Genomic DNA, 13557 nt, shown 5'->3' on the forward strand with positions numbered 1-13557 from the left:
CGAGGCGTCCGATGGGCGTGACGCGACCCGATCAGGCCACGCTGTGACGCATCCAGTCGACGAGCGTCTGGACGTTCAGCGCGGACCCGGCCGCGACCAGCAGCCAGCCGATGGTGCGTTGTCCTGATTTCGGGGTCATGTCGTGCTCCTTGCAAATGAAATCGACGCCGACGTCCGCCGTCGACGTCACCCGCGCGGCGATCAGGCCGTGTGCTCGATGTCCAGTGCGCTGAGCGCGGCGCGGACGACCCGGCCGTAGTCGGGATCCGCCTTGTCGAAGTGGCCCAGTTGGCGGTCGATGATGAAGGCCGGCACGCCGCGCATGGACTCGGCGATGTTGCGGCCCAGGCGCTGCTGCTGCTCCGCGCCCAGCAGGCGGAACAGGGCGCCGGGCTGGCCGTAGTCGTCGTTGCCCGCGCGGTGGTCGAAGCGGGCCGCGTCGCCGGTCAGGCGCAGCGGGGGCTCGGCCACGGAGGGATCCTGCGTCGCGCCGCCGAAGCTGTTGGGCTCGTAGTAGGCGTCCGCGTTGCCGGTGGGCGTGCGGAAGAACTTCATCGAGCCATCCTTGTGATAGTGATGGACCGGGCACTGCGGCTTGTTGACCGGGAGCGCCTCGTAATGCGTGCCCAGGCGATAGCGGTGCGCGTCGGCGTAGCTGAAGATGCGGGCCTGCAGCACGCGGTCCGGGCTGAAACCGATGCCGGGCACGACGTTGCTCGGGGAGAAGGCGGCCTGCTCGATCTCCTCGAAGTAGTTCTCGGGATTGCGGTTGAGCTCCAGCACGCCGACCTCGATCAGCGGGTAGTCCGCATGGGGCCAGACCTTGGTCAGGTCGAAGGGGTTGTACGGGGTCTTGTCGGCGTCGAGCTCGGGCATGACCTGCACGAACATCGTCCACTGCGGGAACTCGCCCTTGCCGATGGCGCCGAACAGGTCTTCCTGGAAGCTCTCGCGGGTCTGCGCGATGACGGCCGAGGCTTCGGCGTTGGTCATCGTGCGATGGCCCTGGCGGGTCTTGAAGTGGAACTTGACCCAGAAGCGCTCGCCGTCGGCGTTCCAGAAGCTGAAGGCGTGGGAGCCGTAGCCGTTCATGAAGCGCGGGCTGACGGGGATGCCGCGATCGCTCATCAGGATGGTGACCTGGTGCAGCGACTCGGGCGAGAGGCTCCAGAAGTCCCAGGCCGCGGTGGCCGATCGCAGGTTGCTGACCGGGTGGCGCTTCTGGGTGCGGATGAAGTCGGGGAACTTGAGCGGGTCGCGGATGAAGAAGACCGGCGTGTTGTTGCCCACCAGGTCCCAGTTGCCCTCGTCCGTGTAGAACTTGAGCGCGAAGCCGCGCACGTCGCGTTCGGCGTCGGCGGCGCCCTGCTCGCCGGCGACGGTCGAGAAGCGGGCCAGCATCGGCGTCTGCTTGCCGACCTCGGCGAAGAGCTTGGCGCGGGTGAAGCGGGAGATGTCGTGGGTGACGGTGAGGGTGCCGAAGGCGCCCCAGCCCTTGGCGTGGACGGCGCGCTCGGGGATGCGCTCGCGGTTCTGGTGGGCCAGCTTCTCGAGCAGCTGGTAGTCCTGCATCAGGACCGGGCCGCGGGGGCCGGCGGTCAGGGTGTTCTGGTTGTCGGCGATGGGCGCGCCGGCGGTCGTGGTCATGACCGGGCACTGGGCGGGATGATGGGGCTTGGCGCTCATGGGGGCACTCCTCGATGCTGGGACTGGCTTTGTAGGCCGCTTCGATGGCCCGGGCCTCTCCCGGAGGAGGGGCGCCGGATCGGCATGAGGAGAGACTTTAGGGATTGGCTATTGATGAGGCTATTTGAATAGCCTAAGCGCGACCATAGCCAAAATCAAAGTGAGCGATTGAGCGCCTGCAGGCGCTCGCTCACGACAAGCGCTCCACCCCCTTCAGCTCGCACGCATAGACCGCATTGCGCAGGGCGGCGACGGCCTCGTAGCGGGTGAAGGTGCGGCGCCAGGCCAGCACCACGCGGCGCGTCGGGGCCGGGGCCTCGAAGGGCACGTAGCGCAGGTGCGCCGGGACCACGTCCGGCACGCTCAGCGCCGGCACCACGGTCACGCCCATCCCGGACGCCACCATGTGCTTGATCGTCTCCAGCGAGCTCCCCTCGAAACTCTTGCGGATGCCCTCCGCGTCGGTCGAGAAGCGCGCGAACTCCGGGCAGACCTCCAGCACGTGATCGCGGAAGCAGTGACCGTTGCCCAGCAGCAGCATGGTCTCGGCCTTGAGCTCCTCGGCGCTGATGCGCTCCTTCTTGGCCAGCGGGTGGGAGGCGGGAACCGCGACGACGAAGGACTCGTCGTACAGCGGCGCCACCGCCAGGCCGGCGTCGGGGAAGGGCTCGGCCATGATGGCGCAGTCCAGCTCCCCGGTGCGCAGCATGTCCAGCAGCTTCTGGGTGAAGTTCTCCTGCAGCATCAGCGGCATGCGTGGGTAGAGGTCGATGCAATGCTTGACCAGCTCCGGCAGCAGATACGGGCCGATCGTGTAGATGATGCCCAGCCGCAGCGGCCCGTCCAGCGGGTCCTTGCCGCGCTTGGCGATGTCCTTGATCGCGCTGGCCTGCTCGATCACCGACTGGGCCTGGCGCACGATGTCCTCGCCCAGCGGGGTCATGGTCACCTCGTTGGCGCCGCGCTCGAAGATCTTGACGTCCAGCTCCTCTTCCAGCTTCTTGATCGCGACCGACAAGGTCGGCTGCGACACGAAACAGGCTTCGGCCGCGCGGCCGAAATGGCGCTCGCGGGCGACGGCGACGATGTAGCGCAATTCGGTGAGGGTCATGGCCGGCATTGTCCTCAGAAAGCGCCCTCCTGGCACCGCCGGTACACTGCCGCCCCACCCATGGGCCTCCCTTCCAGGGGACACGCATGACCGAACCGACCTCCCCTTACGCCAGCGCGCCGCGCCCGTCCGCGGCCGCCTCCTCGACTTCCCCCGAGCGCAAGCCCGTCACGCTGCAGCGCCTGCTCGACATGCATGCCGCCGGCGAGAAGATCGCCATGCTGACCGCCTACGACGCCACCTTCGCCCACGCGATGGAGGACGCGGGCGTGGACTCGATCCTGATCGGGGATTCGCTGGGCAACGTGGTGCAGGGCCTGCAGACCACGGTCCCGGTGACGCTGGACGCGATGGTCTATCACACGGGTTGTGTCGCCCGCGCCCGCCAGCGGGCCTGGATCGTCTCGGACCTGCCCTACGGCACGTATCACGAGTCGCCCCAGGTCGCCTGGCGCAATGCGATGCAGCTGGCCCAGGCCGGTGCCCACATGATCAAGCTCGAAGGGGGCGGCTGGACCACCGAGACCGTCCGCTTCCTGACCGAGCGCGGCATCCCCGTCTGCGCCCACCTGGGCCTGACGCCGCAGACCGTGACCGCGCTCAGCGGCTACAAGGTCCAGGGCAAGGACGCCGAGAGCGCCGCCCAGATCAAGTCCCATGCGCGCGAACTGGTCGACGCCGGCGCGCAGATGCTGCTGCTGGAGATGGTGCCCGCCGCGCTCGCGGGTGAGCTGACCCGCGAGCTGGGCGTGCCGGTGATCGGCATCGGCGCCGGCGCGGAATGCTCCGGCCAGGTGCTGGTGATGCACGACATGCTGGGCGTGGGCGGCGGGCGCAAGCCGCGCTTCGTGCGCGACTTCATGCAAGGCTCGGCCTCGGTGGGCGAGGCCTTCGCCCGCTACGTCGCGGACGTGAAGTCCGGCGCCTTCCCGGCGCCCGAGCACACCTACTGATCGGGCCCTCGCCATGAAGATCCATCACGACATCGCCGGCCTGCGGGCCGCGCTCGCGGGCGACAAGTCCGTCGCTTTCGTCCCCACCATGGGCAATCTGCACGAGGGGCATCTGGCGCTGGTGCGTCAGGCGCGCGCCGCGGTGGGACCGGACGGTGTCGTCGTCGCCAGCATCTTCGTCAACCGGCTGCAGTTCGCGCCGCACGAGGACTTCGACCGCTACCCGCGCACACTGCCCCGCGACGCGGAACTGCTCGAAAGCGCGACCTGCGACGTCATCTTCGCGCCGGACGAGAAGGAGATGTACCCCGAGCCCCAGGGCTACAAGGTGCATCCCCCCGCCGAGCTGGCCGACATCCTGGAAGGACACTTCCGGCCCGGCTTCTTCATCGGCGTCTGCACGGTGGTGGCCAAGCTGTTCCAGATCGTGCAGCCGGACGTGGCCGTCTTCGGCAAGAAGGACTACCAGCAGCTGATGGTGATCCGCCGCATGGTGGACCAGCTGGCGATGCCCATCCGCATCCTCGCCGGCGAGACCGAGCGCAACGCCGATGGCCTGGCGCTGTCCTCGCGCAACGGCTACCTGAGCGAGCAGCAGAAGCAGGACGCGTTGCTGCTGTCGCGCACGCTGAAGGCGCTGATCGCGCGCTGGCAGGCGGGCGAGCGCGACCTGGACCGCATCGAGGCCGACGCGATGCGGTCGCTGCGCGACGCGGGCTGGGCGCCGGACTATCTGACGCTGCGCCGCCGCCACGACCTGGGCCCCGCCCGCGAGGGCGAACCGCTGGTGGCGCTGGCCGCCGCGCGCATCGGCGAGACGCGCCTGATCGACAACCTCGAGTGCTGATCCGCGGCGCCGAGAGGCGCCGGATCGACGGGGCATGGACGCCCTCGGGCGCCGGATCGACAGCGCGCCGATGCCCGACCGGCGGGGACTTTCCTGGACGCTGGGTGAACTGCAACACCCGGTTAAGAAAGCGTTAGGGAAAGCCTGGGGTGCTCTCGTGCGGCGCACGCACGGCGGGGCTGGATTGTGTCGGGGCTGACACGATACTGCGCGCTTTCCACGCCCGACCGGGAGTCACGAACTCCCCGCCTCCTCCCATGAAGTCCCACACCATCCCGAACGCCGGCCGTCTGCTGGCCCTGTCCGCCGCGCTCGGCGGCGCCGTCTTCCTGGCCGCCTGCGGCGGCGGTGGCGGCGATTCCGGCCCGCTCCTGCCCAAGCCGAACCCCGTGACCGTCGCGCCGACGACCAGCTGCAGCGCCGCGGGCATCGCCGCATCGACCGCCAGCACGGCCGCGCACACGGTCTGCATGCTGACCAGCGACGGTGAGATCGTCGTCGCGCTGGACGCCCGCGCGCCGCTGAGCGTCGACAACTTCCTGAAGTACGTCAACGCCAAGTTCTACGACAACACCATCTTCCATCGCGTGGTGCCCAACTTCGTGGCGCAGGGCGGCGGCTTCGTCAGCGGCGGCGCGGCCAAGACCGGCCTGAACGCGGCGATCAAGCTGGAATCCAACATCGCCGGCCTGTCCAACAAGAAGTACACGATCGGCATGGCGCGCACCGCGGCCGCCGACTCGGCGACCAGCCAGTTCTACTTCAACAGCGTCGACAACAGCGGCCAGCTGGACTACAAGGACGCGCTGAACCCCGGCTACGCGGTCTTCGGCAGCGTCATCTCGGGCACGGCCACGATCGACAAGATCAACGCCGAGCCGCAACTGGCTCCCGGCGCCGACACCCCGGCGACCGAGGTCCTGCTGTACTGGGCCATCCAGCTGAAGTGATCGACGACCGGCCCGCGCGGCCGGTCCCGCCCAGCGCCGCCGCGGGGTCCTCCTGGGACCGCCGGCGGCGTTGTCGTTGGTGGCCGCTCGCGGCCACGGCGCGGGCCGTTGCGAGGCCATGGCGCGGGCCGTGACGCGCGCGGACGGGATCAGGCCTTGAGGTACTCGGTCTTGTGGCCGAGCCAGCGCTCCACCTGCAGCTGCGCGGCGCGCGGCTGTTCGTCGAGCAGCTTGGGCGCCAGCGCCCGCGCCGCGCTCAGCAGCGGCGCGTCCTCCTGCAGATCGGCGAAGCGCAGCAGCTGCGCGCCGCTCTGGCGCGCGCCCATGAACTCGCCGGGGCCGCGGATGTCCAGGTCGCGCCGCGCGATCTCGAAGCCGTCGGTGGTCTCGGCCATCGCGCGCAGCCGCGACTTGCCGGTGTCCGACAGCGGCCCGGTGTAGATCAGCACGCACACGCTCGCGACCGAGCCCCGACCCACGCGTCCGCGCAGCTGGTGCAGCTGCGACAGGCCGAAGCGCTCGGCATGCTCGATCACCATCACGCTGGCGTTGGGCACGTCGACGCCGACCTCGATCACCGTGGTCGCGACCAGCACGCTCAGCTGTCCGCCGCTGAACAGCGACATCACCGCGGCCTTCTCCGCCGGCGGCATGCGGCCGTGCAGCAGCCCCACCATGCGGCCGGGCAGCGCGGCGCTGAGCTCGGCGTGGGTCTCGGTGGCGTTCTTCAGGTCCAGCGCCTCGGACTCCTCGATCAGCGGGCAGACCCAGTAGACCTGGCGCCCGTCCTCGACCGACGCGGCGATCTTCTCGATCACGTCGTCGCGCCGTCCGTCGGCGAAGACGCGCGTGACGATGGGGCTGCGGCCGGGCGGCAGCTCGTCGATGGTGGACACGTCCAGGTCGGCGAAGTAGGTCATCGCCAGGGTGCGCGGGATGGGCGTGGCGCTCATCATCAGCAGGTGGGGCTCCAGCGGGCCCGAACCCGGCGTGGAGGGATCCGCCACGCCGGCCGCCTCGTCGGCGAGCTTCTTGCGCAGCGCCAGTCGCTGCGCGACGCCGAAGCGATGCTGCTCGTCGATGATCGCCAGCCCCAGCCGGTGGAAGCGCACCTTGTCCTCGATGACCGCGTGCGTGCCGACGATCAGCGTGGCCTCGCCAGAGGCGGCCGCGTCCAGCATCTTCTGCCGCGCCTTGCCCTTGACGCTGCCGGTGATCCACGCGACGCGGATGCCCAGCGGCTCCAGCCAGCCGATCAGCTTGCGGAAGTGCTGCTCGGCCAGGATCTCGGTGGGCGCCATCAGCGCGCACTGCCAACCCGCGTCGATGGCCACGGCCGCGGCGATCGCGGCCACCACGGTCTTGCCCGAGCCCACGTCCCCCTGCAGCAGCCGGTGCATGGGCTGCGGGCGCGCGAGGTCGCCGGCGATCTCCTCGCACACGCGCCGCTGCGCGCCGGTCAGCGCGAAGGGCAGGGCGGCGAGCAGCCGCTCATGCAGTCCGCCCGGCTGGCCGCGCAAGGCGGGCGCGCGCAGATGGGCGCGCTCGCGCTGGGCGCGTTGCTGGCTGAGCTGCTGGGCCAGCAGCTCCTCGAACTTGAGCCGCTGCCAGGCCGGATGGGTGTGGTCCTCCAGCGTGGAGAGTCCGGCCGAGGGCGGCGGGTGGTGCAGGAAGTTGAGCGCGTCGCGCAGCGGCGGCAGGCCGCGCGGGATCAGCGCCTGCGGCAGCACCTCGTCCAGCGGGGCGCGTCGCAGCCCTGAGGCGACGGCCTTGCGCAGGTAGGCCTGCGGCAGCTGCGCGCTGGTCGGATAGACCGGCGTGAGCGAGGTCGCCAGCGGCGTGTCCGCCTCGACCTTGCGGAAGTTGGGGTGGACCATCTCGCGGCCGAAGAAGCCGACGCGGATCTCGCCGCGCACCCGCACGCGCGCGCCCACGGCCAGGGTCTTCTGGTGCGAGGGATAGAAGTGCAGGAAGCGCAGCAGCAGCAGGGCGCCCTCGTCGTCGCGCAGCTTGACCAGCAGCTGGCGGCGGCCACGCATCTCGATGCGGCTCTCGATCACCTCGCCCTCGCATTGCAGCGTGTCGCCGTCGCGGGCGTCGCCCAGCGGGGCCAGCGTGGTCTCGTCCTCGTAGCGCAGCGGCAGGTGCAGCGCCAGGTCGATGTCGCGCGTCAGGCCGAGCTTCTCCATGGCTTTCTGCGGGGCGGATTTCTGCGCCGGCGCCGCCTTGGCCGGCGCGTCGCCACCGGCCGCGCCGGGCGGCGGCTTCGACGACGGAACGGATCGGGCCTCGGACATGGGGCGGCATTCTGCCTGCGCCGTTTCCCGTCTCCGCGGAGTCACGCCCGTCGTGGCATCGGGGAGCGCCCGCCAGCGCGGACGACCTTCGTCGGATCGCCACGTCGCCACCCGGGTCTGTGAGTACGCGGAGGGCCCGCGCCGCCTGCTAGGCTCGCGCCCGTGCGGCCCCCGGAGCGGGCCGCGTGACTGGCCGACTCCGCCCGATCGGGCCCCCACCGTCCATGACCTCCCGACGCGACTGCCTGCTCCACCTCACCGCCGTGGCCGTCGGCGCCACCGCCGCCGGACTGGGCGTGCCCGCGCGCGCCGCGGACGCGCCGCTGCGCCTGGTCGCCACCGAGTTCCCGCCCTACACCGGCAGCGCGCTGCCCGGCGGCGGCATCGCCAGCGAGATCACGCGGGCCGCGCTCGCCCAGGCCGGCCAGTCGGTGACCCTGAGCTTCCGACCCTGGGCGCGCGCGCTGCTGGAGTTCCAGCGCGGTGACTTCGACGCCGTCGTCGGCGCCTGGCGCTCCGCCGAGCGCGAACGCACGATGCGCTTCCCGACCCCGCTGGGCATCCTCAACCAGATCGGCTTCATGGCGCGCGCCGGGGCCGGGCTGCGCGTGGACGACCTGAGCGCGCTGCAAGGCAAGCGCATCGGCGTGGTCAACGGGTATGCGAACCCGGAGCGTTTCGAGGCCGCCAAGCTGCCGGTCGAAGGCGCGGTCGACGACCTGGCCAACCTGCGCAAGCTGCTGGCCGGCCGCGTCGACCTGGCGCTGATCGACAAGGGCGTGGCCATGCATCTGCTCGAGACCCAGCTGCGCGAAGGGGCGGGCAAGCTGGTCTGGCTGGAGCCCGCCGTGGCGGAGATCCCGCTGTACACCGCCTTCTCTCGCACCCGGCCGGAGGGCGAGCGGCAGGCCGCCGCCTTCGCGCGCGGCATCGGGGACATGCAGTCCAGCGGTCGCCTGGCCGCGCTGCTGCACCAGGGCGCGCGCTGGCAGTGAGCGCGAGGCGGGGCGATCCCGCCGGCGGACGCATGGGACAATCGCGGCCTCCCCGCACCGACCGGGGCCTGGCGGCGTCCCCGAGGGCCCGGACAGGCCCGGCGGCCTCGGTGGCCCCGCGCGGCCGGTGCGATTCCCCCTCTCCGATTGGCACGGGTCCGTCCGGCCCTCAACGCGCATGTCCCGACTCTTCACGGTGAGCGACTTCGATTTCGCTCTGCCCGACGACCTCATCGCCCAGCATCCCGCCGCCGAGCGCAGCGCCTCGCGTCTGCTCGACGGCCGCGTCGACCCGCCCGTGGACCGCGTGTTCCGCGAGCTGCCGGATCTGCTCAACCCCGGCGACCTGCTGGTGTTCAACGACACCAAGGTCATCAAGGCGCGGCTGTACGGCCAGAAGTCCAGCGGCGGCGCGGTCGAGGCCCTGGTCGAGCGCGTGCTGCCCGGCACCCGCGAGGTCTGGGCCCACATGCGCGCCAGCAAGAGCCCCAAGGCCGGCGCGGTGGTGCGCTTCGCCGAGGCCTTCGACGCCGAGGTGCTGGGCCGCTGCGGCCCGGACGACGGCCTCTTCCACCTGCGCCTGTCCGGCGATCCGTTCGAGCTGCTGGAGCGCCACGGCCATGTGCCGCTGCCGCCCTACATCGCGCATGACGACTCCGCCGACGACGTGCGGCGCTACCAGACCGTCTTCGCGCGCGAGCCCGGCGCCGTCGCCGCGCCCACCGCCGCGCTGCACTTCGACGAGGCCCTGCTGGCCCGGCTGGCCGAGCGCGGCGTCGGCACCGCGCACGTGACGCTGCACGTGGGCGCCGGGACGTTCCAACCGGTGCGGGTGGAATCGCTGGCCGAGCACAAGATGCACAGCGAGTGGTTCCAGGTCACGCCCGAGACCGTGGCCGCGATCGAGCGCTGCCGGGCCGCGGGCGGCCGGGTGACGGCCGTGGGGACGACCACGCTGCGGGCGCTGGAGTCCGCCGCGCGCGGCGGGGCGCTGACGGCCGGCGCGCGCGAGACCGACATCTTCATCACCCCCGGCTTCGAATTCCAGGTCGTGGACCGGCTGGTGACCAACTTCCACCTGCCCAAGAGCACGCTGATGATGCTGGTCTCGGCCTTCGCCGGGTACGAGCCGATCATGGCGCTCTACCGCCACGCGATCGCCCAGCGCTACCGCTTCTTCAGCTACGGCGACGCAATGCTGCTCGAGCGCCGCGGGGATTGACGTCACAAGCGGGTAGGCTGCGTCGTCTTGTCCACAGGACAAGCTCATGACGACCGCGATGCCAGCCACCCACGACGCCACCGATCCGATCCCCGATCCGACCCTCGGTTCCATCGCCGATCCCCGGGTCGATCCACGGACCGATCCGGACCTCCCCCCGGCGCTGTCGCCGAGCGGGCCGCCGGCGCTCGACGCCCACTCGGCGGCCGCCCGCGCGCTGCGCTTCGACCGTGACCATGCGCGCTCGCTGCGGGCGCTGGCCTACCGGATGCTGGGCTCGCGGGCCGAGGCCGAGGACATCGTCCAGGAGGCCTGGCTGCGCTGGGCCGAGGTGGACGAGGCCACGGTGAACCATGCCGGCGCCTTCCTCTCGCGGCTGGTGACCAACCTGTGCCTGGACCGGCTGCAGTCGGCGGCCGTCCGGCGCGAGCAGTACGTCGGCGTCTGGCTGCCGGAGCCGCTGGTCGACGAGGCGGGCGACTGGTCGCCCAGCCCGGAGACGCAGGCCGAGTTCGCGCAGGACGTGTCGGTGGCGTTCATGCTGACGCTGGAGCGCCTGTCACCGCTGGAGCGCGCCGCCTTCCTGCTGCGCGAGGTCTTCGAGCTGGACTTCGACGAGGTCGCCCGGCGCCTGAACCGCAGCGAGGCGGCCTGCCGCCAGCTGGTCAGCCGTGCCCGCCAGCACGTCAAGGCGGACTACGCCCGCCACGAGGTCGAGGACGAGGAGCGCCAGCGGCTGTTCGGCGCCTTCATGGACGCGCTGACCTCCTTCGACGTCGACGCGCTGGCCAAGGTGCTGACCGAGGACGCCGTGCTGCTGGCCGATGGTGGGGGCAAGGTCTCCGCGGTGCCCAAGGCGCTGGAGGGTGGGGCGCTGGTGGCGCGGGCCTTCGTCGGCTTCGCGAAGCTGCCGACCAGCAGCGCCTGGCGGGTGCGCCAGGCGCGGGTCAACGGTCTGCCGGGCTACATCGTCTACGGCCCGGACGGTGCGCCCATCCAGACCGTGGCACTGCGGCCGGCCGCCGAGCCGGGCCGGATCAGCGCCATCTACGTGCAGCGCAACCCGGACAAGCTGCGGCACCTGGCCCCGATCGCACCGCTGCCCGGCGAGGGCGCGCCGCGCGCGGCCGTCGTGGTGGTGGATCCGGCGTCTCCGGACGCCCTGGCGCCTCGGGGCGGGACCTCGCGCGACGCCTGATGCCGGACGCGACGGGCGAGGCCTCCGCAAGCGCGGGACAACAAAAAAGCCGCTGAGCGATCAGCGGCTTTCTCATGGACGTCTGAAGCGACGTCGCGCTCCAGGCGGTGGACCTTACTCGTCGCCGCCGGTCAGCAGCGGAATCGAGCCTTCCGAGTTCTTGCCCAGCAGGCCGGCGCGGCTGTACACGCCCAGCTTCTCGCGCGTGTCGGCGATGTCCAGGTTGCGCATGGTCAACTGGCCGATGCGGTCGGCCGGCGAGAAGGCGGCGTCCTCGACCTTCTCCATGGACAGGCGCTCCGGCGCGTAGGTCAGGTTGGCGCTGACCGTGTCCATGATCGAGTAGTCATTGCCGCGGCGCAGCTCCAGCGTCACCTCGCCGGTGATGGCGCGGGCGACCCAGCGCTGGGCGGTCTCGCGCAGCATCAGGCATTGCGGGTCGAACCAGCGGCCCTGGTACAGCAGACGGCCCAGCTTCATGCCGTTCATGCGGTACTGCTCGATGGTGTCCTCGTTGTGGATGCCGGTGACCAGGCGCTCGTAGGCGATGTGCAGCAGCGCCATCCCGGGGGCTTCGTAGATGCCGCGGGACTTGGCTTCGATGATGCGGTTCTCGATCTGGTCGCACATGCCCAGGCCGTGGCGGCCGCCGATGCGGTTGGCTTCCATGAACAGCTCGACCGCGTTCGGGAAGCTCTGGCCGTTCAGCGCGACCGGGACGCCTTCCTCGAAGCGCACGGTGACCGTCTCCGCCTTGATCGCGACGTCGTCCTTCCAGAAGGCCACGCCCATGATCGGGTTGACGATGTTCATGCCCTTGTTCAGGAACTCCAGGTCCTTGGCCTCGTGGGTCGCGCCCAGCATGTTGGAGTCGGTCGAGTAGGCCTTCTCCACGCTCATCTTGTAGTCGAAGCCGTTGGCGATGAGGTACTCGCTCATCTCCTTGCGACCGCCGAGCTCGTCGATGAAGGTCTGGTCCAGCCAGGGCTTGTAGATCTTGAGGGACGGGTTGGCGAGCAGACCGTAGCGGTAGAAGCGCTCGATGTCGTTGCCCTTGAACGTCGACCCGTCGCCCCAGATGTTGACGCCGTCGTCGCGCATCGCCACCACCAGGGCGGTGCCGGTGACGGCGCGGCCCAGCGGGGTGGTGTTGAAGTAGGTGGCGCCGCCGCTCTTGATGTGGAACGCGCCGCACTGGATCGCGGCGATGCCTTCGGCGACGAGCTGCGCGCGGCAGTCGATCAGGCGGGCGATCTCGGCGCCGTAGGCCTTGGCCTTGCGGGGGATCTCGTCGTAGTCGGACTCGTCGGGCTGGCCCAGGTTGGCGGTGTAGGCGCAAGGGATGGCGCCCTTGGCGCGCATCCAGTGCACCGCGGCGCTGGTGTCCAGGCCGCCGGAGAAGGCGATGCCGACGCGTTCGCCAGAGGGGATCTTTTGGAGGATGGTTGCGGCCACGGGACGTCTCGCGCAGTAAGAGGGTGGGGGAAATGCAGCCCGTGATTCTAGGCCGGGCTCGGGAGCAAGCCGCTGGGGAGGCTTCGCGGATGGGCGATGCAGGGGTGGCAGGGCGTGGCGTGGCCCGTCGGATAACGGCCCTTATAAGGGCCAGAAAGTCGCCATCCGAGGGATAGTGGCCCTTAAAAGGACCGTCATGGTGCGCGCGTCAATCCGCGTCTGCCTTCAACCACCCGATCCGCCCCTGCCCCGATTCATTCAAGCCCGCGACGAAGGCATCGGCCGCGGTCTCCGGCAGGCGCAGCGTGATGTCCACCAGCGCCCCGTGCGCGACCTCGACCAGCGCCGCGCCGGCCTTCTCGGCCTCGCGCCGCAGCAGGCCTTCCTGCGCGTAGGGCAGGGTGCAGCGCAAGGTCCGCAGGCGCACCATCGGCACCTTCTCCGCCTGGAGCAGCGCCTGCGCCACCGCGTCCGTGTAGGCCCGCACCAGCCCGCCCGCGCCCAGCTTCACGCCGCCGAAGTAGCGCACCACCGTCGCCAGCACGCCGTCCAGGTCCTGGTGCCGCAGCACTTCCAGCATCGGCCGGCCGGCGGTGCCGCCGGGCTCGCCGTCGTCGTTGGCGGCGGACTGCCCGCCCGCCATCAGCGCCCAGCACACATGCGCCGCGCCGGGATGCGCCGCCCGCAGCTGCTCCACGCGGGCCAGCGCCGCCGCGCGATCGGGCACCGACTCCACGCATCCGATGAAGCGGCTCTTCTTGATGATCAGTTCGGCGTGGACCGGGGCGGCGAGACTCGAGGGCATGGGCGCGATTGTCGATGCGTGCGCCGCGGCGGCCGCGC

At 70.9% G+C, this 13557-nt stretch carries 11 protein-coding genes; 6 read left to right on the plus strand and 5 right to left on the minus strand.

Annotated elements, in window-relative coordinates; all coding sequences use genetic code 11:
* Positions 1–201: 201 nt before the first annotated feature.
* Positions 202–1686 carry a catalase gene (locus tag MCHT01_RS14765; RefSeq protein ID WP_067066110.1) on the minus strand — a complete coding sequence of 495 codons (1485 nt, stop codon included), beginning with the start codon at positions 1684–1686 and terminating at the stop codon, positions 202–204.
* 190 nt (positions 1687–1876) lie between these two features.
* Positions 1877–2797: a hydrogen peroxide-inducible genes activator gene (locus MCHT01_RS14770; RefSeq protein ID WP_067066239.1), complete on the minus strand. Its 921-nt coding sequence runs from the start codon at positions 2795–2797 to the stop codon at positions 1877–1879.
* Positions 2798–2883: 86 nt separating this feature from the next.
* Between MCHT01_RS14770 and panB the strand changes: the two genes are divergently transcribed.
* The 3 genes from panB to MCHT01_RS14785 all read left to right on the plus strand — a co-directional run bounded on the left by panB (position 2884) and on the right by MCHT01_RS14785 (position 5547).
* Positions 2884–3750, plus strand: a complete 867-nt coding sequence (panB, locus tag MCHT01_RS14775) for a 3-methyl-2-oxobutanoate hydroxymethyltransferase (RefSeq protein ID WP_067066111.1) — start codon at positions 2884–2886, stop codon at positions 3748–3750.
* A 13-nt stretch (positions 3751–3763) separates the two neighbouring features.
* On the plus strand, positions 3764–4597 hold the full coding sequence (panC, locus tag MCHT01_RS14780) for a pantoate--beta-alanine ligase (protein ID WP_067066112.1): 834 nt from the start codon (positions 3764–3766) through the stop codon (positions 4595–4597).
* Between the two features lie 257 nt (positions 4598–4854).
* A complete protein-coding gene (locus tag MCHT01_RS14785) occupies positions 4855–5547 on the plus strand; it encodes a peptidylprolyl isomerase (RefSeq protein ID WP_067066113.1) in 693 nt (230 codons plus the stop codon).
* A gap of 149 nt (positions 5548–5696) precedes the next feature.
* Here the strand turns inward: MCHT01_RS14785 and recG are convergent, their stop codons facing one another.
* Positions 5697–7844, minus strand: a complete 2148-nt coding sequence (recG, locus tag MCHT01_RS14790) for an ATP-dependent DNA helicase RecG (protein WP_067066114.1) — start codon at positions 7842–7844, stop codon at positions 5697–5699.
* A 224-nt stretch (positions 7845–8068) separates the two neighbouring features.
* Here recG and MCHT01_RS14795 point away from each other — a divergent pair, with 224 nt between their 5' ends.
* The 3 genes from MCHT01_RS14795 (at position 8069) to sigJ (ending at position 11259) form a co-directional block, all read left to right on the plus strand.
* Complete coding sequence (locus MCHT01_RS14795) at positions 8069–8839, plus strand: substrate-binding periplasmic protein (RefSeq protein ID WP_067066115.1); 771 nt, start codon at positions 8069–8071, stop codon at positions 8837–8839.
* A 178-nt stretch (positions 8840–9017) separates the two neighbouring features.
* Positions 9018–10061 carry a tRNA preQ1(34) S-adenosylmethionine ribosyltransferase-isomerase QueA gene (queA, locus tag MCHT01_RS14800; RefSeq protein WP_067066116.1) on the plus strand — a complete coding sequence of 348 codons (1044 nt, stop codon included), beginning with the start codon at positions 9018–9020 and terminating at the stop codon, positions 10059–10061.
* Between the two features lie 46 nt (positions 10062–10107).
* Complete coding sequence (gene sigJ, locus MCHT01_RS14805) at positions 10108–11259, plus strand: RNA polymerase sigma factor SigJ (protein WP_245643317.1); 1152 nt, start codon at positions 10108–10110, stop codon at positions 11257–11259.
* Positions 11260–11373: 114 nt separating this feature from the next.
* On the opposite strand, the gene argG is transcribed toward sigJ, so the two are convergent.
* On the minus strand, positions 11374–12714 hold the full coding sequence (gene argG, locus MCHT01_RS14810) for an argininosuccinate synthase (protein ID WP_067066117.1): 1341 nt from the start codon (positions 12712–12714) through the stop codon (positions 11374–11376).
* Between the two features lie 208 nt (positions 12715–12922).
* Positions 12923–13519, minus strand: a complete 597-nt coding sequence (locus MCHT01_RS14815) for an IMPACT family protein (RefSeq protein ID WP_067066118.1) — start codon at positions 13517–13519, stop codon at positions 12923–12925.
* Between the last annotated feature and the right edge of the window lie 38 nt (positions 13520–13557).

It is taken from the genome of Mitsuaria chitosanitabida ATCC BAA-476 = NBRC 102408 (assembly GCF_001598255.1).
In the GTDB taxonomy this organism is placed as follows: Bacteria; Pseudomonadota; Gammaproteobacteria; order Burkholderiales; family Burkholderiaceae_C; genus Roseateles; species Roseateles chitosanitabidus.

Excerpts from the sequence above, each read along its gene's own strand:
- MCHT01_RS14815 (WP_067066118.1), bottom strand. The coding sequence starts at position 13,519 with ATGCCCTCGAGTCTCGCCGCCCCGGTCCACGCCGAACTGATCATCAAG.
- sigJ (WP_245643317.1), top strand. The coding sequence starts at position 10,108 with ATGACGACCGCGATGCCAGCCACCCACGACGCCACCGATCCGATCCCC.
- queA (WP_067066116.1), top strand. The coding sequence starts at position 9,018 with ATGTCCCGACTCTTCACGGTGAGCGACTTCGATTTCGCTCTGCCCGAC.
- MCHT01_RS14785 (WP_067066113.1), top strand. The coding sequence starts at position 4,855 with ATGAAGTCCCACACCATCCCGAACGCCGGCCGTCTGCTGGCCCTGTCC.
- MCHT01_RS14770 (WP_067066239.1), bottom strand. The coding sequence starts at position 2,797 with ATGACCCTCACCGAATTGCGCTACATCGTCGCCGTCGCCCGCGAGCGC.
- recG (WP_067066114.1), bottom strand. The coding sequence starts at position 7,844 with ATGTCCGAGGCCCGATCCGTTCCGTCGTCGAAGCCGCCGCCCGGCGCG.
- MCHT01_RS14765 (WP_067066110.1), bottom strand. The coding sequence starts at position 1,686 with ATGAGCGCCAAGCCCCATCATCCCGCCCAGTGCCCGGTCATGACCACG.
- panC (WP_067066112.1), top strand. The coding sequence starts at position 3,764 with ATGAAGATCCATCACGACATCGCCGGCCTGCGGGCCGCGCTCGCGGGC.
- panB (WP_067066111.1), top strand. The coding sequence starts at position 2,884 with ATGACCGAACCGACCTCCCCTTACGCCAGCGCGCCGCGCCCGTCCGCG.
- MCHT01_RS14795 (WP_067066115.1), top strand. The coding sequence starts at position 8,069 with ATGACCTCCCGACGCGACTGCCTGCTCCACCTCACCGCCGTGGCCGTC.